This is a genomic window from Frateuria flava (assembly GCF_017837635.1).
GTDB classification, from domain to species: Bacteria; Pseudomonadota; Gammaproteobacteria; order Xanthomonadales; family Rhodanobacteraceae; genus Frateuria_A; species Frateuria_A flava.
In genome coordinates this window covers 118,449-145,048 of sequence record NZ_JAGJRS010000031.1, presented here as the reverse complement: position 1 = coordinate 145,048, position 26,600 = coordinate 118,449, and the positions used below count along the sequence as shown (strand labels likewise).

Sequence of the window (26,600 nt, the reverse complement as noted above, 5' to 3'; positions counted from 1 at the left end):
CCACCCTGCTTCAGTCGCGCCAGATCAGGCTGGCGAAACGGCCGCTGTGGGCGCCGTCGCGGCGATACGAATAGAAGCGCTCGTCGAGCAGCGTGTCGAAGCCGCCGCCATGGATGCGTGTCACGCCGGCGGCGGCCAATCGCTGTCGCGCCAAGCCTGCCATATCGCAGTGCCAGTGGCCGGGCCGCGTCGAGGTGAAGCAGGTGGACGCTTGCCCGTTCCGCTCCACGAAGGCCGCGCGCACTTCCTCGCCGACCTCGTAGGAGGGGGCGCCGATGCAGGGCCCCAGCCACGCCATCAGCCGCGCCGGCGCCGTCCCCATCGCGTCGATCGTGGCCTCCAGCACACCCGCGGCCAGGCCGCGCCAGCCCGCGTGCGCAGCGCCGATGCGCGCGCCGTCCTCGCTGCAGAACAATACCGGCAGGCAGTCGGCCGTGAGGATCGCCAGCACCGTGCCGGGCAGGTGCGCCACGGCCGCGTCCGCCTGGGGCTCCTCGTCGCTGGCGAGCGGTCCGAGCTGCGCGACGGTGGTGCCATGCACCTGGCGCAACCAGCGCGGGCCGGACGGCAGGTCGAGTGCGTGGCCCAGCGCGTCGCGGTTGCTCGCCACCGCCTCGGCGTCGTCGCCGCTGCGCAGGCCGAGGTTGAAGCGCGCGTAGGCGCCGGTGGAAACGCCCGGGCCGTGGCGCGTGGTCACGGCCGCATGCACGCCACGCGGCGCGGGCCAGTCGGGAAGGATCCAGGGTTCGGTCATGGGGATGGCCGTCTCGGGGGAGCGGCAAGCATAGCGCGCCCTTGCATGCCTCCCGGCGGTGCAAGCGTGCCGCCGGCTACGCCTCGCGCTGCTCCAGCGCATCGGCATGCAGCGTTGCGATCAATGCGTCCATGTCCGCCGGGCGCTTTGCCTCGAACGCCATCGCTTCGCCCGTCGCCGGGTGCTCGAAGGCCAGCCGCTCGGCATGCAGCGCCTGCCGGCGGAAGCCGCGCAACGCCGCCACCAGCTCGGGCGTCGCCCCCTTGGGCAGGCGCAGGCTGCCGCCGTACAGCGGATCGCCGACCAGCGGATGGTGGATGTGCGCCATGTGCACGCGGATCTGGTGGGTGCGGCCGGTTTCCAGGTTGCACTGGATCAGGCTGTGCGCCCGGAAGCGCTCGCGCAGGCGGTAATGCGTGACGGCGTGCTTGCCGTCCTCCTCGTCGCGCACGGCCTGGCGCAGGCGGTCGCCCATGTGGCGGCCGATCGGCGCATCGACGGTGCCGCCGGCCACCAGCGTGCCGAGCACCACCGCCTCGTACTGCCGCTCCACTTCGTGTCGCGAAAGCATGTCCACCAGCGCGGTATGCGCGGCCAGCGACCTGGCCACCACCATCAGCCCGGAGGTGTCCTTGTCCAGCCGGTGCACGATACCCGCGCGGGGCAGTTCGGCCAGGGTGGCGTCGTGGTGCAGCAGTGCGTTGAGCAGCGTGCCGGCCGGGTTCCCCGCACCCGGGTGCACCACCAGGCCGGCCGGCTTGTCCAGCACCAGCAGATGCTCGTCCTCGTAAACGATGGAAAGGTCGATCGCCTCGGGCGCGCTTTCCACCTCGTTCACCAGTTCGGCCTCCAGCCGCACCTGCTCGCCACCGCGCAACAGCTGGCGCGGCGGCGCCACGGCGCCGTCGAGCGTCACCGACCCGGCCTTGATCCACGCCGCCAGACGCGAGCGCGAATAATCGGGGAACATCTCGGCCAACGCCTGGTCGAAGCGCCTGCCTGCCGCCGACAGGGGGACCCGGCCCTCGTGCCGGATGACGGTCATGCCGCCCTCCGCGGGCGGCAGGCGGTTTGGGCTATCATCCCCACGATCACATCCATACAAAATTCCCAATGCGCTTATTCTTCAAACTGCTCGCCGTGCTGGTCCTGGGCCTGTCCCTGGGCGCCTGCTCGATGTTCGGCCACAAGCGCGAGACCATCGACACGATGTCGGTGGAGAAGCTCTACGCCACCGCCCACGACGATGTGATGAACGGCGACTATGCCGCGGCGACCAAGGCCTACCAGCGCCTGATCGCACGCTTCCCGTCCGGCGACTACAACGAGCAGGCCCAGCTTGAGCTGGCCTACTCGCAGTACAAGGACAACCAGCCGGACGACGCGTACTCGACGATCAACCGCTTCATCAAGACGTATCCGACCCAGAAACATGTCGATTATGCCTATTACCTGCGCGGCCTGATCAATTTCGGCCGCACCAGCGGCGTGATCGAGCGCTTCATCTCGCGCGAGGGCTCGCAGGCACGTCGCGACCAGGCGTACAACCTGCAGGCGTTCGACGACTTCGCCGAGCTGGCGCGCCGCTTTCCCGACAGCGCCTACACCGCCGACGCACGCCAGCGCATGATCTACCTGCGCAACATCCTGGCGCAGTACGAGATCAACGTGGCCGAGTTCTACCTGCGCAACAAGGCGTTCGTGGCGGCAGCCGACCGCGCGCAGTACGTGGTCGAGCACTACCAGCAGGCCCCGCAGACCGGCGACGCACTGGCCATCCTGACGCGCAGCTACCTGGCGCTGGATCAGAAGGAACAGGCCGAGAACGTGCGCAAGGTACTGGCGCTCAACTACCCCGATCACCCGTACCTGACCGATCCGAAGTGGCCACATGCGCCCTCGACGCTGCGCAAGCTGATTCCCTTCTCGGGGCATCATTGAAAAAAGGGCCGGCGCATTGCCGGCCTTTTTTTAGGTTCATCGCGCCTTACCGGGAAAGTCAGCCTTGATCTTGAGGAAGAAATAGGCTGAATCGCGGAAGCCATAGGCCATGCGCTTGATGACCTTGATGCGGTTGTTCATGCCCTCCAGCACGCTGGTGTTGAGGTGATACCGGGCGCTGGCGAGGATGCCCTCGACGTAGCCGCTCAGGCGCTTGGCAAAGGCGATGACGGGCTTGAGCCCACTCTCCATGGCCAGTCGATGCCACTCCTGCCAGCGCCGCTGCGCCTGCGGTTCGTCCGGCGCATACCAGAGCTCCTTGAGTTGGGCCTTGAGCAGGTAGACCGTGGTCAGCGGTGCGTTGGCGGCCAGCAGGTCATCGAGCTTGATCGCCTGCTCCTGCGTCAGGTTGGCGCGATTGCGCAGCAGCAACCAGCGACTGCGCTTGATGACGCGACGGGCGGCCGGATCGGCCTTGAGCGCGTTGGCCTGATCGACGCGCACCCGATCGACCACCTCGCGGCCGAACTTGGCCAACACGTGGAACAGGTCATAGACCACCCGCGCGTTCGGGCAATGCGCCTTGACCTCCAGGTCGAAGGCCGTGTTCATGTCCATCGCCACCGCTTCGATGCGTTGGCAGGCTTCCGGCCCGAGCTGCTCGAAGAACGGCTGCACGTCCTTGCGCGAGCGGCCCTCGCCTACCCACAGCACCTGTTGGGTATCGGCACAGATGGCGACCGTGGCGTAGCGATGGCCTTTGACAGGGCGAACTCGTCCATGATCAGCCGGCGCACCTGCGATAGATCCGGCGGTTGCACCTCCCGCGCCAGCCGCCGGGCATCGACGGTACGAAGGGTGTGCCAGTGCAACCCGGTGAGCCGGCTGATGTGGCGCAGGGGCAGCAGCCCGAGTAGGGCCTCGACGTGGGCGATCAGCCGCGCCGTCAATCGGCTGCGCGAGGGCAGCCAGGGCACATGCTCGGTGGATACGCCGCAGGTCAGGCACACCACGCGGCGCAAAGGCACTTCCAGCCAAGCCTGCTTATCGAACAGGTCACGCTCGCGTATCCGGCGCACCAGGCGCTCGTGGATCAGGCCGCACGGCGCCAGGCAACGCCCGCAGAGGGGATCGACCCGCGGGTCGGCCTCCAGCCGAAGAAGGGTCTGGGTATCAGACAACGGGCGAGTCTCGATCAGACGAAACCCTGCCCAAAAGCCGGCAACGTCGATCGCATCACGCATGAGGGCGGCGGCCTGGTCCGCTGGCGGTGTGAGAGCTACCAGCTTAGGCCAGCGCCTGCCGCCCTCGCTCCTTCCTCGCGCCTGTCAAGACCGACTTTCCCGCGAACCCGCGATGAACCTTTTTTTATCGCTTCGGCAGCCCTGCCGCGTTCGAAGGCAAGCCAGCGCGCGACGCACTGCAGGCGACTTGTGGGCGATGCCCTTATGCGACGTGCCGAGAAGCATCGCCGTCAAGTGGACTGCTGCAGGGGCCCTGGCTTATCTACGAACTCACTTCCAGCCGGAGGTGATCGGATAGCGCCGCTCGCGGCCGAAAGCGCGGGTGGTGACCCGGGGGCCGGGAGCGGCCTGGCGGCGCTTGAATTCGTTGCGCAGGACCAGGGTGGCGACGCGACGCACGGTGTCGGCGTCGAAGCCGGCGGCAGCGATTTCTGCCTGTGATTGCTCGTCCTCGATGAAGCGCTCGAGGATGGCGTCGAGCACGTCGTAGGGCGGTAGCGAATCCTGGTCGGTCTGGTCCTCGCGCAGTTCGGCCGAGGGCGGACGGTCGATCACTGCCGGCGGGATCACGCAGCCGCCCTCGTTGCGCCAGCGCGAGAGCCGGTACACCACCGTCTTGTACACGTCCTTGAGCGGTGCGTAGGCGCCGCACATGTCGCCGTAGAGAGTGGCGTAGCCGACCGCCATCTCGCTCTTGTTGCCGGTGGCCAGCAGCAAGTGGTGGTTCTTGTTGGACAAGGCCATGAGCATGACGCCACGGGTGCGCGACTGCAGGTTTTCCTCGGTGGTGTCGGCCGCCTTGCCGGCGAAGGCAGGCGTCAGCGCGGTGGCGAAGCTCTGGTAGGTCGGCTCGATATCGATCACGTGGTAGGCCACGCCCAGGCGCTCGGCCTGTTCGCGCGCGCCGTCCAGCGAGAGCTTCGAGGTGTAGCGCGTGGGCAGCATTACTGCGGTGACGCGGTCGGCGCCCAATGCGTCGACTGCGAGCGCCAGCGTCAGCGCCGAATCGATGCCGCCGGAAAGACCCAGCAGCACGCCGGGGAAGCCGTTCTTGTCGATGTAGTCGCGGATGCCCCGAACCAGCGCGGCGTACAGCGCCGCCTCCGGGCGGGTATCGGCGGCGACCGGCCAGTGCTCCGCCTGCAGCGTGCGCGTGGCCGGGTCGAAGGTGGCCCACAGCAGCGCGTCGGCGAAGGCCGGCGCGCGCGCGGCGATCGTGCCGTCGCCGTTGACCAGCATCGATGCGCCGTCGTACACCACCTCATCCTGGCCGCCGACCAGGTTCAGGTAGACGATGGCGCAGCCGGTCTCCTTCGCGCGCGCGGCGAGCAACGCCTCGCGCATGGCCTGCTTGGCGTCGTCCCACGGCGAGGCGTTGATCACCACGATCAGCTCGGCCCCGGAACGCGCGGCCTGGGCGGCCGGCTCGGGCTCCCAGATGTCCTCGCAGACGAGGAAGCCCACGCGTACGCCGTTGACCATGCCGGTGGCGCTGGCGTGCCCCGGGCGGAAGTAGCGCTTGTCGTCGAACACGCCGTAATTGGGCAGCGCCTGTTTGTGCGCAACGCATTCGATGCGGCCTTCGCGCAGCAGCGCGGCGGCGTTGTAGACCTCGCCCTCGCTGTGCGGGAAGCCCACCAGCGCGGCGAGGCCGTTCGTGCCCTGTGCCAGCGTGGCGATGGCCTCGTTGCAGGCCTGAAGGAAACTCGGGCGGACCAGCAAGTCTTCGGGCGGGTAGCCGCTGATCGCCAGTTCGGGGAAGACCACCAGGTCCGCGCCGCCGACGTGCGCCTGGGTCATCAGCTCGCGGATCTTCGAAGTGTTGTCGGAGACGGCGCCGACGGGGAAGTCGAACTGGGCCAAGGCAAGGCGGAGTTGGGCGCTCATGGGCGAGAGGGGCGTTGGGGGACCGTCATGATAGTGGGGGCGGGTGTGCGGAGCGCCAACACGCTCTGCTCCCTCTCCCCTCCGGGGAGAGGGCTGGGGTGAGGGGTCGCTCTAGCGAGGGGCTGCGCAAGGGCGTCGGCTCTATTTTGCCCTAGCTCGAACAACCTTCCCCGCGAGCTCCGGCCCCTCACCCCGACCCTCTCCCCGGAGGGGAGAGGGAGCTAAAAACAAAAGGCCACGCTCTCGCGTGGCCTTTTGTCGTGCGCAGAATCGCGCGCTTTACTTCATCAACTTCGCCAGCGTCTTGCCCAGGTCGGCCGGCGACTTCACGGTCGTCACGCCCGCCTTCTCCAGCGCCGCGAACTTGGCCGCCGCGGTGCCCTTGCCGCCGGAGATGATCGCGCCGGCGTGGCCCATGCGCTTGCCGGCCGGGGCCGACGCGCCGGCAATGAAGGACACCACCGGCTTGGTCACGTACTCGCCGATGAACTCGGCCGCGTCCTCCTCGGCGCTGCCGCCGATCTCGCCGACCATGATGATGCCCTCGGTCTGCGGATCGTCCTGGAACAGCTTCAGGCAGTCGATGAAGCTCAGGCCGTTGATCGGGTCGCCGCCAATGCCGATGCAGGTCGACTGGCCCAGGCCCTCGTTGGTGGTCTGGAAAACGGCTTCATAGGTCAGCGTGCCCGAACGCGACACGATGCCGACCTTGCCCGGCTGGTGGATGTGGCCGGGCATGATGCCGATCTTGCACTCGCCCGGGGTGATGATGCCGGGGCAGTTCGGCCCGATCAGCACGGTCTCCGGATGCTGTGCCAGCACGTTTTTCACGCGCAGCATGTCCAGCACCGGGATGCCTTCGGTGATCGCCACGATCACGCGGATGCCCGCGTCGATCGCTTCGAGGATCGAATCGGCGGCGAACGGCGGCGGCACGAAGATGACCGAGGCATCGGCGCCGGTCTCGGCAACCGCCTCGTCCATCGAGTTGAAGACCGGCAGGCCGATGTGCTGGCTGCCGCCCTTGCCGGGGGTCACGCCGCCGACGATCTTGGTGCCGTAGTCGATCGCCTGTTCGGCGTGGAAGGTGCCCTGCTGGCCGGTAAAGCCCTGCACCAGCACCTTGGTGTTCTTGTTGACCAGAACGCTCATGCTTGTTCGCTCCTCACTTCGCGGCGGCCACGGCTTTCTGCGCCGCGTCGTTGAGATCGTCGGCCGGCGTGATCGCCAGGCCGGAGTTGGCCAGCAGTTCGCGGCCCTTCTCCACGTTGGTGCCCTGCAGGCGCACGACCACCGGGATGGTCAGGCCCACTTCCTTGACCGCGGCGATGATGCCCTCGGCGATCAGGTCGCAGCGCACGATGCCGCCGAAGATGTTGACCAGGATGGCCTTCACCTTGTCGGAGGAGAGGATCAGCTTGAACGCCTCGGTCACGCGCTCCTTGGTCGCGCCGCCGCCGACGTCGAGGAAGTTGGCCGGCTCGCCGCCCGCCAGCTTGATCACGTCCATGGTGGCCATGGCCAGGCCCGCGCCGTTGACCATGCAGCCGATCGAGCCGTCCATGGTCACGTAGTTGAGGTTGTGTTGGACCGCGGCCGCTTCGGCCTGGTCTTCCTGGCTCAGGTCGCGCATCGCGACGAGCTCGGGATGACGGAAGTCGGCGTTGTCGTCGGAATTGACCTTGCCGTCGAGCGCGGCGAGGTTGCCGTCCTCGAGGATCGCCAGCGGGTTCAACTCGACCAGCGACAGGTCCTTCTCGTTGAACAGCTTGTACAGGCCCAGCATGATCTTGGTCAGCTGGTTGACCTGTTTGGCGTTCAGATCCATCGCGAAGCCGAGGTTGCGGCACTGGTAGGGCTGCAGGCCTTCGACGAAATCGACCACGATGGTGTGGATGTCTTCGGGCGTGTCGCGGGCGACCTGCTCGATGTCCACGCCACCGTGCTTGGAGGCGATGAAGGACACCGACTTCGAATCGCGGTCGACCAGCACCGACAGGTACAGCTCCTTGGCGATGTTGGTGGCGTCGGTCACCAGCACCAGGTTGACCGGCAGCGCGCGGCCGGCGGACTGGTAGGTCGCCATGTTGGTGCCCAGCATGCCCTTGGCGGCAGCGCGCACGTCGTCGAGGCTCTTGCAGAACTTCACGCCGCCGGCCTTGCCGCGACCGCCTGCGTGGATCTGCGCCTTGACCATCCACTGCGAGCCACCGAGCGCCTTGGCGGCGTCGACGGCGGCGTCGGGGGAGTTGGCAACCTTGCCCGGCGGAACGGCGATGCCGTACTGCGCGAACAGCTCTTTGGCCTGGTACTCGTGGAAATTCATTCCTATACCTCGAGCGAACGGGGAAAACGTATCGGGCCGCACGCGCGCTGAGGCAGCGTGGACGCGGGAGAGGTCGGACGGCGGCTTTCAGCACGCTGCCGGCGTGCAGTGCGCGCTGCCTGGCGTCAACCGGGCACGAATCGCGCAATACGGCCGGGCATTTTCGCGCAAAGGCGCCCGTCATGGAAAGTGCCGCCCTCGCCGCCCTTATCGAGCGCCACGGTGCTGGCGGCGCACGCCGGCCTGTCTATACTCGACCGAACGCCGCGTCGAAGCCGTCAACGTGCCCTCCACGATACCTACCGCCGAACCGCCCGTTTTCCAGCCCGCCCGCCCGGCCGCGATGGCGATCCGCCACGAACTGTTCTTCCTCAACTACTTCCGGCTTGCGCAGGCGCTGGTCTACACAGGTCTGGCGCTCAGCTCACCACGTCTGACATGGCCGACCGTCGACCAGCCGGTGCTGGCCTACGTGGTGATCGGGGTCTACCTCCTGTTCGCGCTGGGCATGCTGGTGCAGACCCGCAACGCGATGGCCAACGCGCGACTGGTCGTGTCCGGCGCGCTGGTGGTGGACATCATGGTCGCGGTGCTGGCGGCCTGGCTAATCCACGAGGCGCGCATCGGCATCGCCATGATGCTGGCGGTGAACCTTTCCACCGGCGCACTGGTGCTGCCGCTGCGACTATCGTGTTTCTTTGCCGCGCTGGCCACGCTGGGCATGCTCGGGCACACGCTGATCGTGCAGGCACCAGGCGACGGCGACCTGCTCGAATCGGGCCTGCTGGGCGTGGCCTACTTCGCCACCACCACGCTCTGCCACGTGCTCGGGCGCCAGTTGCGCGCCACCGAAGCTCTGGCCGAGCAACGCAGCCTGGATCTGGCCAACCTGTCCCAGGTCAACGAGCTGATCATCCGGCGCATGAAGACCGGCGTGCTGCTGGTGGATGATGCCAACCGCATCCACCAGTTGAACGAGTCGGCCTGGATGCTGCTGGGCAACCCGCCGGCCGACCAGCGCGATCTGGGCAAGCTGGCGCCGGAACTTTCGCGCCGCCTGTACCACTGGATGACCTCGGGCAAGCTGGACGAGACCGCCACCCAGCTGGCCGACGGCGTACCGGAAGTGGTACCGCGCTTCACCCGCCTGGCGCCCAACGACGACTCCCACGTACTGATTTTCCTGGACGACACCTCGCTGCTCTCACGCCGTGCCGAAGAGTTGACCCTGAGCTCACTGGGCCGGTTGTCGGCCTCGATCGCGCACGAGATCCGCAACCCACTGGCGGCGATCCGCTACTCGGCGCAATTGCTGGCCGAGTCCAAGGAACTTGCCGCCAGCGACGCGCGCATGGTCGAGATCATCAACAACCATTGCGTACGGTTGAACGAGATCATCGAGAACATCCTGCAGCTCTCGCGGCGCGAGCGCTCGCGCCCGGAAACCCTGGACCTGGGTCGCTGGGCCCACGGTTTCGTGGAGGAATACAAGCAAGGCAACGACATTGGCGGCGATTCGCTGCGCGTGATCACCGGATCCGTGGCGGTGGCCGCGGTGGCCGACCCGCAGCAGTTGCAGCAGGTGATGTGGAACCTGGTGCAGAACGCCCTGCGCTACGGCCGCATGCCCGGCGAACCGGCGCGGGTGATGGTGGTAGTGCGCCAGGGCGAACACGGCGTGCCGATCCTGGAAGTGATCGACCGCGGTCCGGGAATCGCGCCGAAGGTGGCGGCACAGATCTTCGAGCCGTTCTACACCACGCACGAATACGGCACCGGACTGGGGCTGTACCTGGCCCGCCAGATGAGCGAAGCCAACCAGGCCTCGCTCGAATACGTACGCGTGGCTGGCGGCGGCAGTTGCTTCCGGTTGACGCTGACGCCACCCGCACGGCACCCGGCCGACGGCGGGGATGCGGCCTGACGCTTCGCTCCCTCTCCCCTCCGGGGAGAGGGCTGGGGTGAGGGGCCGGGGCTCGCGGGAAAGTTTGTCTGCGCGCCGACAAACAAACAGAAGCTCCTCCCCTCTCGCCCGACTATTGCGAACCTCGAACTATCCTCTGGGTGTGGTTCTCGGCGAGCCCCGGCCCCTCACCCCAACCCTCTCCCCGGAGGGGAGAGGGAGCAAAGCGTGAAGCCCGAGCTCACGCCCTTTCCTGACCCGGAGCAGAGCACAGAGCCGCCAAACTGCTATACCCTTTCGTTGTTACCGCCTGACGAAGAGAACCATGTCCGCACAGACCGTCCTGGTCATCGACGACGAACGCGACATCCGCGAGCTGCTCACCATCACGCTGGGCCGAATGGACCTGCAGGTGGAAGCGGTGGGTACCGTGGCCGAAGCCCGCCGGGCGCTGGGCGAACGCAGTTACGACCTGTGCTTCACCGACATGCGCCTGCCCGACGGCACCGGCCATGAGGTGATCGAGCTGATCGCCGCCACCCATCCTGATACGCCGGTGGCGATGATCACCGCCTACGGCAACGTCGACGCGGCGGTGAACGCCCTCAAGGCGGGCGCCTTCGACTTTGTCTCCAAGCCGGTCGACATCCAGATGCTGCGCCGGCTGGTGCGCACCGCACTGCAGTTGGCCGAGGAACGCAAGAGCGGCGGCGGCGCGGCCTCGACCGGCGCGGCCGGGCGACTGGTTGGCGACTCGCCGGCGATGCAGCAGGTGCGCGCCACCATCGCCAAGCTCGCGCGCAACCAGGCGCCGGTCTACATCGCCGGCGAATCGGGCGTGGGCAAGGAGCTGGTCGCGCGGCTGATCCACGAACAGGGCCCCCGCGCCAATGGGCCGTTCGTGCCGGTCAACTGCGGCGCGATTCCCTCCGAGCTGATGGAGAGCGAATTCTTCGGCCACAAGAAGGGCAGCTTCACGGGCGCCAATTCCGACAAGGAAGGCCTGTTCCAGGCCGCCCACGGCGGCACGCTGTTCCTGGACGAGGTGGCCGAGCTGCCGCTGCACATGCAGGTCAAGCTGCTGCGCGCGATCCAGGAGAAGGCGGTACGTCCGATCGGCGCGCGCGAGGAAGTTCCGGTGGACGTGCGCATCCTCTCGGCCACTCACAAGGATCTGGCCCGGCTGGTCGAACAGGGCCAGTTCCGCCAGGACCTTTTCTACCGCATCAACGTGATCGAGCTGCGCGTGCCGCCGCTGCGCGAACGCCGCGGTGACGTGCCGCAGCTGGCCGCCTTCATCCTGCGCTCGCTGGCCGCCAAGAGCGGCGGCGCGCCCGGCCGGCTGAAGCCGGATGCGCAGCAGGCACTGGAGGAATACGACTTCCCGGGCAACGTGCGCGAGCTTGAAAACATCCTTGAGCGCGCCATGGCCATGTGCGATGGCGACACCATCGGCGCCGATGACCTGATGCTGCCGCAGCGTCCGCTGCGCCAGACCGAACCGGTCAACGCCGCGCATGCGGCCATGCACACGCCGCAGCCGGGCGCCGCGGTCGCCGCGCAGCCGGCCGTGCCGCACGCCGCCGGCCCGGGCAGCGGCGTGCCGCTGGACGACTACATCAGCAATCTCGAACGCACGGCGATCATCAAGGCGCTGGAAGAGTCGCGCTACAACAAGACGGCGGCCGCGAAGAAGCTCGGCATCACCTTCCGCGCGCTGCGCTACAAGCTGAAGAAACTCGGCATCGACTGACGCTTGCGCCCTCTCCCTTCCGGGGAGAGGGCCGGCGCACGCCGGGATGCTTCCCGCCTGGGCTTTGGTTGTCGTTCTTGTCTGGCCTTCCCGCGACTTGGCTCGCCTGCGGCCGGCTTCCGATCGCCTGTCGGCGCTCGGGTCACTTTCTTTGCTGTCCCGGGGAAAGTAACCAAAGCTATGGCGTGGCTAAGCCCGCTGAGAGCTCAGAGCCAGGTGCCGCCTCGCTTTGCCTGGTCAGTCGCTTGCTCCTGGAGGAGCTGCCGCCGCTTTACCGCGTGCGCCCGGGAGCCGAGGCCAGGAGGCACTGAGCGGGTTCGTCGTGGCTCCGAGCGCCGCACTTGGCGCCGCTCCCCCGGCGGCGCCGGGTAAGAGCGCGTATTCGTCGACCGAAGGAGCGCAGCCCAAGCGCGCGAGGGAGTTACGCCGGCTCCGCCTCCTGCCCACCCAGCGCCTGCCGCATCGTCCGCAGCAGTTGTTGCGTGTTGATCGGCTTGTCGACCAGGTACAGCCGGTCCAGCCGGGGCAATTCCTCCAGATCCGGCGGCGCCTCGGGTCGCGCCAGCAGCAGCACCGAGCGCCGGTAGCCGTGTTCGATCAGCGCCGCCAGCGTGCGCACGCCCGTGAAGAGGTTCATGTCCGCATCCATCACCACCAGATCGGGGACGCCATGGGCCTCGATCCACTGCAGCGCCGCGGTGCCGCTCTGGCTGGCGTGCGGCTGGTAGCCGTAGCCGTCGAGGATGTCGACCAGCAACGAGAGCGGGCCGGCCTCCTCCACCACCACCAGCACGCGCTCGGCCTCGCCCATCAGGTTTTCGCCCTGCTCTTCCTCTGCTGCCGCCTCGACATCCGGTTCCTCGATCGGAATGTAAAGATGGAAGGCGGTGCCTTTGCCCGGTCCGCTATCCAGGCGCATGACACCGTTGTGCCCGGCGACGATCCGTTGGCACGAGAGCAGGCCCAGGCCGGTGCCGCTTTCCTTGGTGGTGAAGAACGGCTCGAACAGATGCTCGCGCACCTCCGGCGGTATCCCCGGGCCGGTATCGGCGACGGTGAGGCAAAGGTAGCGGCCCAGGTGCGGCTGCTCGCCAGGGAGGAAGAAATCCTCCCCCACCTCGCACTCCCGCGCCTCGATGCGTAGCTGGCCACCGGCTTCGCCCATCGCCTGGATCGCGTTGAGACAAAGATTGAGCAAGGCCTGCTGCAACTCGGTGTGGTTACCCTCGAACGCCAGCTCGCGGTCGCCGATCTCGACGTCCATCTTCACCGCGCGCGGCACGCTGCCGCGCAGGAGCAGGCCGAGTGCGTCCATCAGCGCACCCACGCGCACCTGCTCGGCACGGCGCGCGCCGCGGGCGAAGGAGAGCATCGACTGGACCATCTGCAGGCCGCGCCGGCCGCAGTCGCGCACCAGTGCGCCCAGCCGCGCCAGGCGCGGGTCCTCCTGGTAGTCCTGCAGGCTGTCGCCAGCCAGCAGCAGCGGCTGCAGCAGGTTGCGCAGGTCATGGCTCAGGCCACCTGCGAGCATCGCCAGGCTCTCGAAGCGTTGCGCACGGATCAGTTCCGCTTCAGCGCGACGCTTGGCCCGCACGGCCTCGGCCTCGGCCAGCGCGCGGCGCACGGCACTGGCCAGGCGCGTGGGATTCTGCTTGAGGATGTAATCGGTCGCGCCGTTGCGCAGCGCTTCGACGGCTGCCTCCTCGCCGAGCGTCGCCGAGACGTAGATGAAGGGCAGGTCCCCGTCATGGCTGCGCAGCAGTTCGAGCGCGCGCTGGCCGGAAAAGCCGGGCAGGCTCAGGTCCGACAGCACGATGTCGGGCTGGAATTCCTCAAGGCATGCGATGTAGCCGGCCTCGTCGTCGACCAGCCGCACCTGGTAGTCGATCCCGTCGGCGTCGAGTTCCGCCTGGATCAGTTCCGCATCGATCGGGTCGTCCTCGACCTGCAGGATGCGGATGGTGGGCAGCGGGCGTGTGGTGGAATTGGGCATGCAGTCTATTGCGCTCCTGTTTCGTTCCGTCGTCCAGCACCCGAATTCATTCGTGCTCCGGCAGCTGGTTGAGCACGGCCCAGAAGCGGCCCAGCGTCCGCACCGCCTCGAAGAACTGATCCACGTCCACCGGCTTGATCACGTAGGCGTTCACGCCCAGGTCCCAGCTGCGCGCCAGGTCGCTCTCCTCGCGCGAGGAGGACAGGATCACCACCGGAATCAGCCGCCACCGTTCCTCCGCGCGCAGCCGGGTCAGCACTTCCAGTCCGTTCATGCGCGGCATCTTGATGTCGAGCAGGATGACCGACGGGTCGACGTCCTCGCGCCCCTGCCAGAGGCCCCGGCACTGCAGGTAGTCCAGGCAGTCGACGCCATCTTCCACGTGCACGACCGGATTGGCCAGGTTGGCCTCGCGCAACGCGTCCATGGCCATCTCGGCGTCGGCCAGGCTGTCTTCGACCAGCAGCACCGGACCCAGGTGACGGTTGTTCATGACACAAGCCTCGTGGTACGGGCTTCGGCCAGTTCGGTGGCCGGCAGCGAAAAGTGGAAGCTCGCTCCGCGGTCCGGCTCGGCCTCGGCCCAGACCCGACCGCCATGGCGCGCGACAATGCGGCGCACGTTGGCCAGCCCGATGCCGTTACCGGGGAATTCGGAGGCGCGATGCAAGCGCTGGAACACGCCGAACAGCTTGCCGGCGTACTCCATATTGAACCCCGCGCCGTTGTCGGCCACCGTGAAGACGTATTCACCGTCACGGTCGCGGTTCATGTCGATGGCAATCTTCGCCACCTCGCGCCGACCGGTGTACTTGACCGCGTTGCCGATCAGGTTCTGCCAGACGGTGCGCAGCATGTTCTCGTCGCCGATCACGATCGGCAACGGTCCGATGGTCCACTCGATCGTCCGATCGGCGGCTTCGGACGCGGCCAGCGCGCGCGCCTCGTCGACCAGCGACTGCATGTCCACCGCCTGCAACCGGAGCGCGCCACGGCCCAGGCGCGAGAACACCAGCAAGTCGTCGATCAGCTGCGCCATGCGCGTGGCGGAGGTGGAGATCACATCCAGGTAGTGGGCCGAGGTGTCGTCCAAATGTTCGTCCATGTGGCGCTTGAGCTTGCCGGTGAAGCCGGCGATGTGGCGCAACGGCGCGCGCAGGTCGTGCGAAACCGAGTAGCTGAAGGCCTCCAGCTCACGGTTGACGTCGGAAATCTGCGCGACCTTGCCTTCGAGCTGGCGGTTGAGTTCCTTGACCTGCTGCTCGACCAGCGCGCGCGCGGTAACGTCGCTGACGGTAAGCAGCAGCACCGGCTGCTCGCCCTCGTGCTGCTGCAGACGGCGGGCGTTGACCATGACGTGGCGGTCGATCCCGCCGACGGTGCGCTGGACCAGCTCGTAGTCCCACAGTTCGCGGTCGTGCAGCAGCACGTCGCGCAGCCGCTGCAGCAGTGCGCCATCGGTCCAGGCGCCCTCGCCCACTTCCTGCAGCGGGCGCAGCTCGCGCTGTTCCTCCTGCGGCAGGCCGTACAATTCGCTGAAGGCAGTGTTGACCAGCAGCGTGCACAGCTGCGCATTGAGCAGCGCGATCGGCTCGCGCACCGCCTGCAAGATCATCTGCGCCCGGCGCACGGCCTGGCCTTCGCGCGTCTCGGCACGCATGCGGCGGGCGATCTGGCGCTCGGAGACAAACACGATGATCGACAGCAACACTACCTGGGCGATCGAGGTGATGGTCAGCACCAGCGCACTTTCAAAGGCGCTGCGGCGGGCGTGCGCGCGGCGCTCCATCAGCACGGTGCCTTCGTTGCGCACGACGGTGTCGATTTGTCCGTCCATCGGGAACAGCGTGCCGGCGTCGTGCAGCGCCGCCACTGCGCCGGCGCGGTCGCCGTGCTGGATCCGCGCGAGCGCCTGCTCCAGCAACGCCAGCCGCCCGTTCACCACATTGCCCAGCGAGCCGATCGCCGCCTGCTGGGTGGGGTTGTCGCGGGTCATGTCGCTCAACTGCCCGAGCAGCGCGGGCACGTCGTTCCCGGCCTGGCGGGCCTTGTCGACCAGGCCCGGCTCGCGGGCGCCTTCGAGCAGGCGGAAGATCGCCGCCTCGCTGCTGCGGGTGACGTAGGCGATACGGTAGGTGAGCGACTTGACCTCGGAGGAATGCGTGACCAGCTGCCCCGCTTCCATCGCATCGTCGTGACTGGTGCGGGTGGCCAGATAAGGCAGCAGCACGATGACCAGCACCGCGCACAGCAGCCCGACCATGCGCCAGCGCGGCACCCGCCAGCGGTGCAGGCCGCGGCGGAGCTCAGGCAACAGGGCGCGATGGCGGCTGGACATGCGGTGAGGGTTCCTCGCGACGCGTCGACCAGCGGAGCTTACGGCCTATCGCCCCTCGGCCGGTAAACGTGCAATGAAAGCCTACGCCGCGTTAGGGGCGGGTGATGGCGGGCGAACGCGCTGCGGGATGATCGACCAGCGCCGCCCTGCGCCCTCTCCCCGCCGGGGAGAGGGTTCAGGCAACCTCATCGCGCCGGTTGCGCCTGCATGCGGAAGTGCAGCTCGCCGCCGGCGAGGATCTGCCCGTGGTGCAGGAACGGCCTGTCCAGCGGCTTGCCGTTGAGCGTGATCTCGCCGACGTAGGGATGCGCCTCATCCAGCGGTGCGGCGCTGATCGTGAAATCCCTGCCGTTGGTCAGGTGCAGCGTGGCCCGTTCCACGAACGGCCGGCCGATTGCGTAGACGTCGCTCGCGGGCGTCACCGGATAGAAGCCGATCGCGGTGAACACGTACCAGGCCGACATCTGGCCCAGGTCGTCATTGCCCGAGAGCCCGTCCGGTCGCGCGGCGTACTGACTGTCCATGATCTGCTTGAGCCGCTGCTGCGTCTTCCAGGGTGCGCCGGCATAGTCGTACAGGTAGGCGATGTGATGACTGGGCTCGTTGCCGTGGGCGTACCAGCCGATCAGGCCCGTGATGTCCTCCACGTGCTTGAAGTGCGCCGGGTCGATCTTCGCGTCGAACACCGCGTCCAGCCGCTGGATGAACTTCGCGTCCCCGCCCATCGCCTGGATCAGTCCAGGCACGTCTTGCGGGACATACCAGGAATACTGGTAGGCGTTGCCCTCGGTGTAGTCGGTGCCGTAGCCGGCGGCGGCAGGATCGAACGGTGTGCGGAAATTGCCGTTCGACAGCCGCGCGCGCATGAAACCGGTCTTCGGATCCCACGCGTTCTTCCAGTTGCCGGCGCGCTTGTCGAAGGTGGCAGCGACGTCATCGCGCCCCATCGCCCTGGCCATCTGCGCCAGCGACCAGTCGTCATAAGCGTATTCGAGCGTCTTGGAGGCACCTTCCGGCTCCTTGTCGATCGGCACGTAGCCGAGCTGCATGTAGTCGGCCAGGTCGCCGTACGGCCCGTACGTGGCGCTGGCGACCATGGCGTCCAGTGCCTTGTCCGCATCGAAGCCGCGCACGCCCTTGATCCAGGCGTCGGCGATCACCGGTACGGCGTGGTAGCCGATCATGCACCAGGTCTCCAGGCCCTGGTACGCCCACACCGGCAGGATGCCGAAGGGGCTCGCCTCGCGCGCGGCGATCAGCGAGCGGATGAAGTCGGTGCTGCGTCCGGGGTTGAGCAGGACCATCAGCGGCTGCTGCGCGCGGTAGACGTCCCACAGTGACCAGGTCGAGTAGAACTCGTAGCCGTCGGCCTGGTGCACGGCGTGGTCAGGCCCGCGGTACTGGCCGTTGGCGTCCATGCTCAGCGTGGGCGAGAGCATGGCGTGGTAGAGCGCCGTATAGAACTGTTTCCGCACGATGGCCGATGCATCAATGTCGATCACCGCCAGCGCCTTGTCCCAGGCCGCCTTCGCCTGCGCGCGGCGGGCGTCGAAATCCCATCCCTTGCCGTCCACGTCGAGGTTCGCCACGGCATTGGCGGCGCTGACCGGCGAGATCGCCACCTTCACTTCCAGCGGCCTGGCGAGCCTGCCGAAGTCGAACACGCCGACCAGCGCGCGGCCGTTCTGCGCGTCGCGGTCGACCGGCTGGTTGCCGGGCCCCTTGAAGCCCTTGTAGACCACGTCGTTCTCGCGGTCGTACAGCGTGCGCGCGGTGATCGGCTGGTTGAAGCGCATGGCGAAGCACAGCTCGCGCCCCGGCGCCCAGCCGCGGGTGGTGCGGCAACCGGTGACCGTCCCGTCGTCGTGTACCTGCACGCGCGACCACAGCACCTTGCCCGGGTAGTCGTAGATGCTCGGGCGCAGGTCCAGCAGCAGGTGCGCGCTCTTGCCCTCGGGGAAGGTGTAGCGGTGCCAGCCCACGCGGCGTCCGGCGGTGAGCTCCGCCCGGATGCCGTAGTCGGCCAGGGTCACGGCGTAGTAGCCGGCCTGCACGACTTCCGTGGCATGGTCGAAACGGGAGCGGTAACCACTGCCCGGCTTGGCAGGATCGCCCGGCTCCAGCCTCACCTCGCCCGCGATGGGCATCACCAGCACGTCGCCCAGGTCCGAGTGGCCCGAACCGGAGAAGTGCGTATGCGAGAAGCCCAGGATGCTGTCGTCGCCGTACTGGTAACCGGCGGCCCACTTGTAGGCGTGCTTGAAGTCCGGCATCGCCGTGTCCGGCGAGAGCTGGATCATCCCGAAGGGCACCGTGGCGCCGGGAAACGTGTGGCCGTCGCCGCCCGTGCCGATGCGCGGGTCGACTTCACCCGCGTGGCCGGCGGCCGCAAGGGCAAGGCCGGGTGCAAGGGCCAGGGCGAAGGCAAGGCAGGACAGGCGGACGGCCATTGGGAGGCTCCATTTGGATCGTTCCAAATACGTACGCTAGCAGCGCGCCGCTCGCGGCGCATGTTGCGCTGCGTGAAGCCGGTTCGCTCAGGATCGGCTAGATTTGGATCGTTCCAAACCGTCCTTTTCCCGGGTGCCCAATGGAAAGCAACACCCCGCTCGGCCGCAAGGTCACCGTGCGCGACATCGCCGCGGCCTGCGGCGTCTCGCGCGCCACCGTATCGCTGGTGCTGCGCGACAGCCCGCTGGTCAACAAGGACACCCGCGCCCGCGTCGAGGAAGAGCTGCGGCGCCAAGGCTACGTCTACAACCGCGCTGCTGCCAACCTGCGCCGGCGCACCTCCTCGTCGATCGCGCTGGTGATCAACGAGCTGGCCAACCCGTTCTTCGCGGAGTTCGCCGCGGGCGTGGACGATGTGGTGGGCGAGGCGGGCATGGTCACCCTGCTGGGTTCGTCCAGCGAGTCGCCCCAGCGCGAACAGGCCGTGCTCGGCTCGCTGATCGAGCACGGCCCCGGCGGCATCATCCTCTCGCCCGCCGAGGGCAGCGATGCCCGCCAGGTGCTGGCCGCGGTCGGCGCGCGCACGCCGCTGCTGGTGTTCAACCGCGAACTCAGCGGCGAGCAGCCCGAATACGCGCACTGGGATTCGCTGGCGCTGGACAACCAGCAGGGCGCGCGCGAAGCGACCGCACACCTGATCGCGCAGGGCCACCGGCGCATCGCCTTCTTCGGCGGCCACGGCGATTCCTCGTCCTGCCGGCAGCGCCGGGCGGGCTACCGTGAGGCGATGAAGGCCGTCGGGTTTCCGATGGCGCCACACTGGGAGGTCGAGTGCCTGCCCACCCGCCTGGATGCGGCCCGCTGCGCCGAAGCGCTGTTCGAGGCCGATCCCGCACCCACCGCGGCGGTCTGCTACAACGACGCGGTGGCGCTGGGCCTGATGCACGGCCTGGCCGAGCGCGGGCTGGCGCCGGGGCAGGATTTCGCGTTGACCGGCTTCGACGACATCGCCGAGGCCGCGCTTGCCACGCCGTCGCTCACCACGCTCGCCGCCGCGCCCCGCGCGCGCGGTCGCCAGGCCGCGCAGATGCTGCTGCAGCGCCTGCGCGATCCGGACGCCGAAGCCCGCCGCATCGTCGCGCCGGTCAAGCTGGTGATCCGCGCCAGCAGTTGCCCGCCCCTCGCCTGACCGGACCGAAGGAGTCCTCCATGGCCATCACGCAAGCTCCCCACCGGTCGCCCGCCGCCCCCGCCGATGGGCCACGCGAGCGCTACACCAGCTACCCGGCCGCACTCGCGGTGGTCACCACGATCTTCTTCATGTGGGGCTTCCTCACCTGCCTCAACGACATCCTGATCCCGCACCTGAAGGCGCTGTTCGAGCTGAACTACAAGCAGGCGATGCTGGTGCAGTTCACCTTCTTCGGCGCGTACTTCCTGATGTCGCTGCCGGCCGGGCGGCTGGTGGCGCATCTGGGCTACAAGCTCGGCATCGTCGCGGGCCTGGCGATCGCAGGCATCGGCGCCGCGGGCTTCTGGCCGGCGGCAGGGCTGCATTCCTACCTGGCCTTCCTGCTGGCGCTGTTCGTGCTGGCCACCGGCATCACGGTGCTGCAGGTGGCCGCCAACCCGTACGTGGCACTGCTCGGACCGGCGCGCACCAGCTCCAGCCGCCTCACGCTGGCGCAGGCCCTCAACTCCTTCGGCACATTCCTGGCACCCCATTTCGGCGGCCTGCTGATCCTTGCCGTCGCCGTGAAAAGCTCGCTCGAAGTCGCCCAGCTCTCGCCGGCCGAGCAACTGGTCTACCGGGCGCAGGAAGCGCAAGCCGTGCAGGGCCCCTACCTGGGCCTGGCCATCGCGCTGTTCGTGCTGGCGGTGCTGGTGTACCTGTTCCGCCTGCCCGCGCTGGAGGAAGCCACCGAGCAGGCCGACCGCGCGCACCACACGCTGCTCGATGCGCTGCGCATCCCGCACGTGCTGTTCGGCGTGATCGCGATCTTCTGCTACGTCGGCGCCGAAGTGGCGATCGGCAGCTTCATGGTCAACTACCTGTCGCTGCCGCAGATCGGCGACATGCCTGAGACCACGGCCGCGACCTACGTGTCCTACTACTGGCTGGGCGCGATGATCGGCCGCTTCGCCGGTTCCTGGCTGATGACCCGCTACTCGCCGCGCGCGCTGCTGGCGCTGTTCGCCGCGGTCAATATCGTGCTGCTGGCGATCACCATGAGCACCGCCGGCATGACCGCCACCTGGAGCATCGTGGCGATCGGCCTGTTCAACTCGATCATGTTCCCGACCATCTTCACGCTGGGCATCGAGCGGCTCGGCCCGCTGACCGAAAAGGCCTCCAGCCTGCTGATCATGGCGATCGTGGGCGGCGCGGTGATCCCGTTCGCGCAGGGCGCGCTGGCCGACGCGATCGGCGTGCAGGCGGCTTTCGTCCTGCCGGCGGTGTGCTACGCCTACATCGTTTTCTACGGCCTGCGCGGCTCGCGCATCGTCGGCGCGCCGCTGGAGGGTCGATGAACCGTCCGATCCTCTGCTTCGGCGAGGCGTTGATCGACTTTCACGCCGAGGGCACCGGCGCGGCGGGCTTCCCGCGCGCGTTCGTGCCTTTCGCCGGCGGCGCGCCGGCCAACGTGGCGGTGGCAGTGGCGCGCCTGGGCGGCGCGGCGCGCTTCGCCGGCATGCTCGCGCGCGACCCGTTCGGCGATTTCCTGCTCGACAGCCTCCAGCGTGCCGGCGTGGGTGTGGCCGACGTGGCGCGCACCGACGAAGCCAACACCGCGCTTGCGTTCGTCAGCCTGGACGCCCGCGGCGAGCGCAGCTTCAACTTCTATCGCCCACCCTCGGCCGATCTGCTGTTCCGTCCACAACACTTCCGCGCGCAGGCGTTCGATGACATCGGGGTCTTTCATGTCTGCTCCAACAGCATGACCGACCCGGATCTTGCCGAGACCACCCGCGAGGGCATGCGCCGCGCGCAGGCCGCCGGCGCGCTGGTCAGCTTCGACCTCAACCTGCGCCCGGCGCTGTGGCCGCGGGAGTCGAACCCGCGTCCCTCGGTATGGCCGGCGCTGCACCTGGCGGACGTGGTCAAGCTGTGTGCCGAAGAATTCGCCTGGCTGGCCGAGGATGGCGCACTGCTCACCCGCCTGTGGCGCGGGCGCACGCGCCTGCTGGTGGTTACCGACGGTCCGCGGCCGCTGCGCTGGTTCCGCCGCGACGCAAGCGGCGAAGTGCCCTGCCCGCAGGTGGCGGCGGTCGACACCACGGCCGCGGGCGATGCCTTCGTCGGCGGCCTGCTGTACCGGCTCGCCGCGCTCGGCCATGCCACCGCATTCGAGGCGCTGCTGCGTGAAGACGCGGCGCTTGAAGGGATGCTCGCCTTCGCTGCCGCCTGCGGCGCCCTCACCGTCACCCGCCAGGGCTCGTTCACCGCAATGCCCAGTGCGGCGGACGTCGATGCCTTCCTGCATGAACGCCTACCCTGAAGCCACTTGCAGGAGCCCGCTTGCGGGCGATGTCCTTCAGGGTGCCGGCGGAGGAGCATCGCCCGCAAGCGGGCTCCTGCACGTTCGCGTGCTTCGTTTTTCCGCGACCCCACCTTAGGAATTGCAGATGACCGCCCTGCCTGATTTCCGCAGCGAGAGTTTCCTGCGCGACCACATCGCCCGGACCATGGCGTTCTACCACCCGCGCGCGATCGACCCGGCGGGCGGTTTCTTCCACTACTTCAAGGACGACGGCACGATCTACGATCGCAGCCATCGCCACCTGGTCAGCAGCACCCGCTTCGTCTTCAACTACGCCTTCGCGGCGATGGAGTTCGAAGACCCCGACTACCTGGAAGCCGCGCGCCACGGCCTGCGCTACCTGCGCGACGTGCACCGCGACCCGGCCACCGGCGGCTATGCCTGGACCCTCCGCGACGGCCAGCCGGAAGACCGCACCAACCACGCCTACGGCGTCGCCTTCGTGCTGCTCGCCTGCGCCAGCGCGTTGCGCGCGGGACTGGTGGAGGCGGAGCTGTGGATGGACGAGACCTGGGCGCTGCTGGAGAAACACTACTGGGACCCGGCCGCCGGTCTCTACCGCGACGAGGCCGACGCGAACTGGCATTTCTCGCCCTACCGCGGCCAGAACGCCAACATGCACATGTGCGAGGCGATGCTGGCCGCCTACCAGGCCAGCAACGACGTGCGCTACCTCGACCGCGCGCTGCTGCTGGCCGAGCACATGACCCGCCGCCAGGCGGCCAAGGCCGGCGGCCTGGTGTGGGAGCATTACGACGCCGACTGGAACGTCGACTGGGACTACAACCGCGCCAACCCGCGCCATTTGTTCCGTCCCTGGGGCTTCCAGCCCGGCCACCAGACCGAGTGGGCCAAGCTGCTGGTGATCCTGGAATCGCACCTGGCCGAGCGCGGCCGCGAGGAACGCTGGCTGCTGCCGACCGCACGGCACCTGTTCGACACCGCGCTGATGCGCGCCTGGGACCCGAAGCACGGCGGCATCCACTACGGCTTCGCGCCCGACGGCAGCATCTGCGACGCGGACAAGTACTTCTGGGTGCAAGCCGAGTCGCTGGCCGCCGCGGCGCTGCTGCACGCGCGCACCGGCGAGGCGGTGTATGACCAGTGGTACGAGCGGCTGTGGACGTACGCGTGGGAGCATTTCGTCGACCACGAGCATGGCGCGTGGTATCGCATCCTCACCCACGACAACCGCAAGTACGACGACGAGAAAAGCCCGGCCGGCAAGGTCGACTACCACACCATGGGCGCCTGCCACGAAGTGCTCGCGCTGATCCGCGCCGGCGGCCAACCATGAACAGGGGATTTTCGATGAAGGCACTCGCACTCTGCATGGCCGGCGCGCTGGCGCTTGCCACCACCCTCGCCGCGGCTACCGACGCGCCGCGCTACGACCCGCTCCAGACGTTCGCCCCGTTCACCTACCCCGACCCGGTCAACGCCTACCGTTCCGGCGACGGCAAGCCGGGCCCGCTGTTCTGGCAGAACCGCGCCGACTACACGATCGAGGCCACGCTGGATCCCGCCAGCCGCCTGCTCACCGGCCGCGAGACGATCACCTACACCAACCACAGCCCGAACGCGCTTGACGTGCTGTGGCTGCAGCTGGACCAGAACCGCTACAAGCCCGATGCGCGCGGCGCGTTCACCAGCGAGTTCCCGACCGAATTCACCCAGGGCTACCGGATCGCCTCGGTCGAGGTCGACGACGGCAGCGGCCAGCTGAAGCCGGTGAAGTGGGGCGTCTCCGACACCCGCATGCAACTGCGCCTGCCCGAGGCGGTGAAGCCCAAAGGCGGCACGGTGCGCGTGCACATCGCCTGGAGCTTCACCGTGCCGGGCGAGTTCGGCGGGCGCATGGACGTCAACGCGAGCAGGAATGGCGACATCTTCGAGATCGCCCAGTGGTATCCGCGCCTGTGCGTCTACGACGACCTGCGCGGCTGGGACACCGCGCCCTACCTCAACAGCGAGTTCTACCTGGAGTACGGGGACTTCGACTACAAGGTCACCGTCCCCTCGGACATGATCGTGGCCGGCTCCGGTGAACTGCTGAACCCGCAGGACGTGCTCACGCCAACGCAGATCAAGCGGCTGGACGAAGCGCGCCACAGCGATAGGACAGTGATGATCCGCACCCCGGCCGAGGTCACCCAGCCGTCCAGCCGTCCGAAGCAGGGCGGCACGCTCACCTGGCACTTCCGCATGCGGAACACGCGCGACGTGGCCTTCGGTGCGTCCAGGGCGTACGTGTGGGACGCCGCGCGCATCAACCTGCCGCACGGCAAGACGGCGCTGGCGATGTCCGTCTACCCGGTCGAAAGCGAATGGAGCCGCGCCACCGAGTTTCTCAAGGCCTCGGTCGAGTACTTCTCGAAGGAGTGGTTCCCTTATCCCTGGCCGGTGGCGATCAACGAAGCGGGCACCGCCGGCGGCATGGAATACCCGGGCATCACGTTCGACCACAAGCGTGCCAAGGGCAAATCGCTGCACATGCTCATCGCGCATGAAATCGGGCACACCTGGTTCCCGATGATCGTCGGTTCCAACGAGCGCCGCGACGCCTGGATGGACGAGGGCTTCAACACGTTCGTGGACATCTACGAGGATGAGGCCTTCAACCACGGCGAGTTCGCGCCCAAGCGCGACGGCGAATACGCGCCCGGCGGCGGCAATCCGGCCGACGAGATCGCCAAGGTGATCGCCGACCCGCAGGCGCCCGCCCTGCTCAACGGCGCCGACATGACGCCGGAGAATTACCGCCACCCGATCAGCTATTTCAAGGGCGCCTTCGGCCTGGTGCTGCTGCGCGAGCAGATTCTGGGACCGGAGCGCTTCGACGACGCCTTCCGCAAGTACATCGCCACCTGGGCCTTCCGCCATCCGTCGCCATCGGATTTCTTCCGCTTCATGGAAAGCGAGGCGGGCGAGGATTTGGGCTGGTTCTGGCGCGGCTGGTACCAGCACAACTGGACCTTCGACATGGCGGTGCGCAAGGTCGAACCGGTCGACGGCGACTGGTCGCACGGCGCGGCGGTGACGGTGGCGAACCTGGACCGGCTCGTGCTGCCGAACACGCTGCGGCTAACCTACGACGACGGCAGCGCGAAGGACGTGCGCGTGCCGGTGGAGACCTGGCAGCAGCACCGCGAGTACGTGGTGCGGGTGGCCGGATCGCGCAAGGTAGTGTCCGCCACGCTGGACCCGGCGCATGTGCTGCCGGAAGCGGATCGCGCCAACGACCTGTTGAAGGTGAAGTAGTCCGCGGGGCAACCCCCATCCGCCTGTCGGCACCTTCCCCCGTGGAACGGGGGAAGGCTCACTCAGGTGGAGCTTCGACAACCGGCCCTTCCCCGCTTACGGGGGAAGGCTCACTGGGCATACCTCGCAAGCGTGCAGAACGCGCCACTCGATCCTTCCCCCGTTGACGGGGGAAGGTGCCCGAAGGGCGGATGGGGGAAGCCCCGCCTCAGCCCTTCGGCAAGCGCTGCTGCAGCCTGGCCATGCCTTCCCAGGGATCGGCCTTCAGGCTCCGCGCCCGCGCGATCGCCGCCTGCATGCCGAAAGCGGCGCCGCCTCCGACCTTCCCCAGCTCGTCCCAGCGCAACGGCATCGCCACCGGCGCCCCTTCGCGCGCCCGCAGCGACCAGCTGCACACGCTGGTCGCCCCGCGCGCATTGCGCAGCCAGTCGATGAAGATCTTCCCTTCCCGCTGTGCCTTGCTGGCCGTGGCGATGTAGCGGTCGGGCGCACGCTCGACCATCGTGTCCGCCACCCGCTCGCAGAAATCCTTCACCGCCTGCCAGTCGGGCCCGCGCCGGAAGGGCACCACCACATGCAGGCCCTTGCCGCCGCTGGTGCGCACGAAACTCGCCAACTTCATCCCGTCGAGCAGGTCACGAATGCCGCGCGCACCTTCCACCACCGCTTCCCACGCGACGCCCGGCGCGGGGTCCAGGTCCAGCACGATGCGGTCGGGTGCATCGGGTTTGTCCACCCGCGAGCCCCACGGGTGGAACTCGATCGTGTTCATCTGCACCAGCTGCAGCAAGCCCTTGCGGTCGCGGATGTAGACGTAGTCGTCCTCCCCGCCGCCCTTTTCCTCCAGCGGAATGGGCCGCACGCTGGAACCAAGCTTGGCCGCGTGATGTTTCTGGAAGAAGCAGGCGCTGTCGGTACCGCCCGGGCAGCGCACCATCGACAGTGGCCGATTGATGATCTCCGGGAGGATCCAGTCGGCGACCGCCGCGTAATAGGCAGCCACCTCGCCCTTGGTGATGCCGTCATCCGGATAGACCACCCGCCCCGGATGCGTGATCCGCACGCCGGAGACGTCGATGGGCCGGTCCGCGGGAGGTCGTTTGCTGGCGTGGATGTTCTGGCCCGTATCGTTCACTGTAGGAGCGCACCTCGTGCGCGACCGCGATGGTGATCCCGCAGGATGCGGTCGCGCACAGGGTGCGCTCCTA

At 68.0% G+C, this 26,600-nt stretch carries 18 protein-coding genes and 1 pseudogene; 8 read left to right on the top strand and 11 right to left on the bottom strand.

Annotation, left to right across the window (positions count from 1 at the left end; all coding sequences use genetic code 11):
- Window positions 1–10: 10 nt before the first annotated feature.
- A complete protein-coding gene (pgeF, locus tag J7I44_RS14645) occupies window positions 11–754 on the bottom strand; it encodes a peptidoglycan editing factor PgeF (protein WP_209622446.1) in 744 nt (247 codons plus the stop codon).
- 76 nt (window positions 755–830) lie between these two features.
- The gene (gene rluD / locus J7I44_RS14640; protein WP_209622443.1) at window positions 831–1,799 is read right to left on the bottom strand and encodes a 23S rRNA pseudouridine(1911/1915/1917) synthase RluD; all 969 of its coding nucleotides are present in this window, start codon (window positions 1,797–1,799) and stop codon (window positions 831–833) included.
- Between the two features lie 68 nt (window positions 1,800–1,867).
- On the opposite strand from rluD, the gene J7I44_RS14635 reads away from it, so the two are divergent.
- Complete coding sequence (locus J7I44_RS14635) at window positions 1,868–2,695, top strand: outer membrane protein assembly factor BamD (RefSeq protein ID WP_209622440.1); 828 nt, start codon at window positions 1,868–1,870, stop codon at window positions 2,693–2,695.
- Between the two features lie 36 nt (window positions 2,696–2,731).
- Here J7I44_RS14635 and J7I44_RS14630 read toward each other — a convergent pair.
- From J7I44_RS14630 to sucC, 4 genes and pseudogenes are all read right to left on the bottom strand, one after another.
- A pseudogene (locus J7I44_RS14630) lies at window positions 2,732–3,939 on the bottom strand (ISL3 family transposase).
- A gap of 270 nt (window positions 3,940–4,209) precedes the next feature.
- On the bottom strand, window positions 4,210–5,826 hold the full coding sequence (locus J7I44_RS14625; protein ID WP_209622437.1) for an NAD+ synthase: 1,617 nt from the start codon (window positions 5,824–5,826) through the stop codon (window positions 4,210–4,212).
- Window positions 5,827–6,105: 279 nt separating this feature from the next.
- Entirely contained in the window at window positions 6,106–6,978 is an 873-nt protein-coding gene (gene sucD, locus J7I44_RS14620; RefSeq protein ID WP_209622434.1) for a succinate--CoA ligase subunit alpha, read from the bottom strand.
- A gap of 13 nt (window positions 6,979–6,991) precedes the next feature.
- Entirely contained in the window at window positions 6,992–8,152 is a 1,161-nt protein-coding gene (gene sucC / locus J7I44_RS14615) for an ADP-forming succinate--CoA ligase subunit beta (RefSeq protein ID WP_209622431.1), read from the bottom strand.
- A 343-nt stretch (window positions 8,153–8,495) separates the two neighbouring features.
- Here sucC and J7I44_RS14610 point away from each other — a divergent pair, with 343 nt between their 5' ends.
- Window positions 8,496–10,076, top strand: coding sequence for a sensor histidine kinase (locus J7I44_RS14610; protein ID WP_245188218.1), 1,581 nt, complete (start codon window positions 8,496–8,498; stop codon window positions 10,074–10,076).
- A gap of 304 nt (window positions 10,077–10,380) precedes the next feature.
- On the top strand, window positions 10,381–11,808 hold the full coding sequence (locus tag J7I44_RS14605; protein WP_209622425.1) for a sigma-54-dependent transcriptional regulator: 1,428 nt from the start codon (window positions 10,381–10,383) through the stop codon (window positions 11,806–11,808).
- 421 nt (window positions 11,809–12,229) lie between these two features.
- Here J7I44_RS14605 and J7I44_RS14600 read toward each other — a convergent pair whose 3' ends face one another.
- From J7I44_RS14600 to J7I44_RS14585, 4 genes are all read right to left on the bottom strand, one after another.
- A complete protein-coding gene (locus tag J7I44_RS14600; protein ID WP_209622423.1) occupies window positions 12,230–13,801 on the bottom strand; it encodes a hybrid sensor histidine kinase/response regulator in 1,572 nt (523 codons plus the stop codon).
- 46 nt (window positions 13,802–13,847) lie between these two features.
- Window positions 13,848–14,294: a response regulator gene (locus J7I44_RS14595; RefSeq protein ID WP_209622420.1), complete on the bottom strand. Its 447-nt coding sequence runs from the start codon at window positions 14,292–14,294 to the stop codon at window positions 13,848–13,850.
- Window positions 14,291–16,063, bottom strand: a complete 1,773-nt coding sequence (locus J7I44_RS14590; RefSeq protein WP_425599764.1) for an ATP-binding protein — start codon at window positions 16,061–16,063, stop codon at window positions 14,291–14,293. The genes J7I44_RS14595 and J7I44_RS14590 overlap by 4 nt, the downstream gene beginning before the upstream one ends.
- 260 nt (window positions 16,064–16,323) lie before the next feature.
- On the bottom strand, window positions 16,324–18,588 hold the full coding sequence (locus tag J7I44_RS14585; RefSeq protein WP_209622414.1) for a GH92 family glycosyl hydrolase: 2,265 nt from the start codon (window positions 18,586–18,588) through the stop codon (window positions 16,324–16,326).
- A 140-nt stretch (window positions 18,589–18,728) separates the two neighbouring features.
- Here J7I44_RS14585 and J7I44_RS14580 point away from each other — a divergent pair, with 140 nt between their 5' ends.
- The 5 genes from J7I44_RS14580 to J7I44_RS14560 all read left to right on the top strand — a co-directional run bounded on the left by J7I44_RS14580 (window position 18,729) and on the right by J7I44_RS14560 (window position 25,392).
- Window positions 18,729–19,778: a LacI family DNA-binding transcriptional regulator gene (locus tag J7I44_RS14580; protein WP_209622411.1), complete on the top strand. Its 1,050-nt coding sequence runs from the start codon at window positions 18,729–18,731 to the stop codon at window positions 19,776–19,778.
- A 20-nt stretch (window positions 19,779–19,798) separates the two neighbouring features.
- Complete coding sequence (locus J7I44_RS14575) at window positions 19,799–21,121, top strand: sugar MFS transporter (RefSeq protein WP_209622408.1); 1,323 nt, start codon at window positions 19,799–19,801, stop codon at window positions 21,119–21,121.
- Entirely contained in the window at window positions 21,118–22,089 is a 972-nt protein-coding gene (locus J7I44_RS14570; protein ID WP_209622405.1) for a carbohydrate kinase family protein, read from the top strand. The genes J7I44_RS14575 and J7I44_RS14570 overlap by 4 nt, the downstream gene beginning before the upstream one ends.
- A gap of 127 nt (window positions 22,090–22,216) precedes the next feature.
- Window positions 22,217–23,428 carry an AGE family epimerase/isomerase gene (locus tag J7I44_RS14565; protein WP_209622400.1) on the top strand — a complete coding sequence of 404 codons (1,212 nt, stop codon included), beginning with the start codon at window positions 22,217–22,219 and terminating at the stop codon, window positions 23,426–23,428.
- Between the two features lie 14 nt (window positions 23,429–23,442).
- Window positions 23,443–25,392: a M1 family metallopeptidase gene (locus J7I44_RS14560; protein ID WP_209622398.1), complete on the top strand. Its 1,950-nt coding sequence runs from the start codon at window positions 23,443–23,445 to the stop codon at window positions 25,390–25,392.
- A 208-nt stretch (window positions 25,393–25,600) separates the two neighbouring features.
- Here the strand turns inward: J7I44_RS14560 and ligD are convergent, their stop codons facing one another.
- Window positions 25,601–26,527: a non-homologous end-joining DNA ligase gene (ligD, locus tag J7I44_RS14555; protein WP_209622397.1), complete on the bottom strand. Its 927-nt coding sequence runs from the start codon at window positions 26,525–26,527 to the stop codon at window positions 25,601–25,603.
- Window positions 26,528–26,600 lie beyond the last annotated feature (73 nt).